Here is a 530-nt window from a genome sequence, read left to right as displayed (position 1 = left end):
CCTTGCCGCAGCGGACCTGCCTCGTCGGGGGCTCTCCCCGGAGTCGGCGCCCGTATATGTGCTCCTTCTGGATATCGAGGCGGATCTGACCATCAGCGACACAGGCCAAGTGGTCTGGGCGGAGAAGCTGTTCCCCGTAGCTGAGCTGGCCTGCGAACTCATGGACTGGCTCCGCACCCCGGACGGCGAGCGGGGAGACTTCGCGTTCGACTCGATGACGTACGACGAGCCGGGGGCGGTCCTCATCACGAGGTCCGAGCAAGGGTGGCAGGTCGGGTCTGTGTTCGCCGCAGATACCTGGACCTCACCCATGGCCTGGGATCGTCTCGTGACGGATCTTGTCCAGTTCGTGGACGAGGTCCGTCACGGAGTGGCGGCGATCGGGATCAATCCCGACTTCATCCCCGAACCCTGAACGGCCTCCTGACACCAGGTCTGACGATCTCGGCGTGGCTGGTGTGATCACTGCCCCGAAGCTGTCCTGGTCTGACCAATGACACCGCCGTCGATCGTCGTCCTCAGCTATTGCT

1 protein-coding gene is annotated in these 530 nt (G+C 64.0%); it reads left to right on the top strand.

Features of this window, described 5'->3' with window-relative positions:
• The coding region (locus ABD323_RS45170; protein WP_344447745.1) for a DUF7878 domain-containing protein at positions 1 to 415 on the top strand (415 nt) is incomplete at its 5' end.
• Positions 416 to 530: the final 115 nt, after the last annotated feature.

Origin of the sequence: Kitasatospora nipponensis, from assembly GCF_039528135.1 — a bacterium.
In the GTDB taxonomy this organism is placed as follows: Bacteria; Actinomycetota; Actinomycetes; order Streptomycetales; family Streptomycetaceae; genus Kitasatospora; species Kitasatospora nipponensis.
Note: the sequence above shows the minus strand (reverse complement) of the source record. Positions and strands in the feature narration are given on the sequence as shown.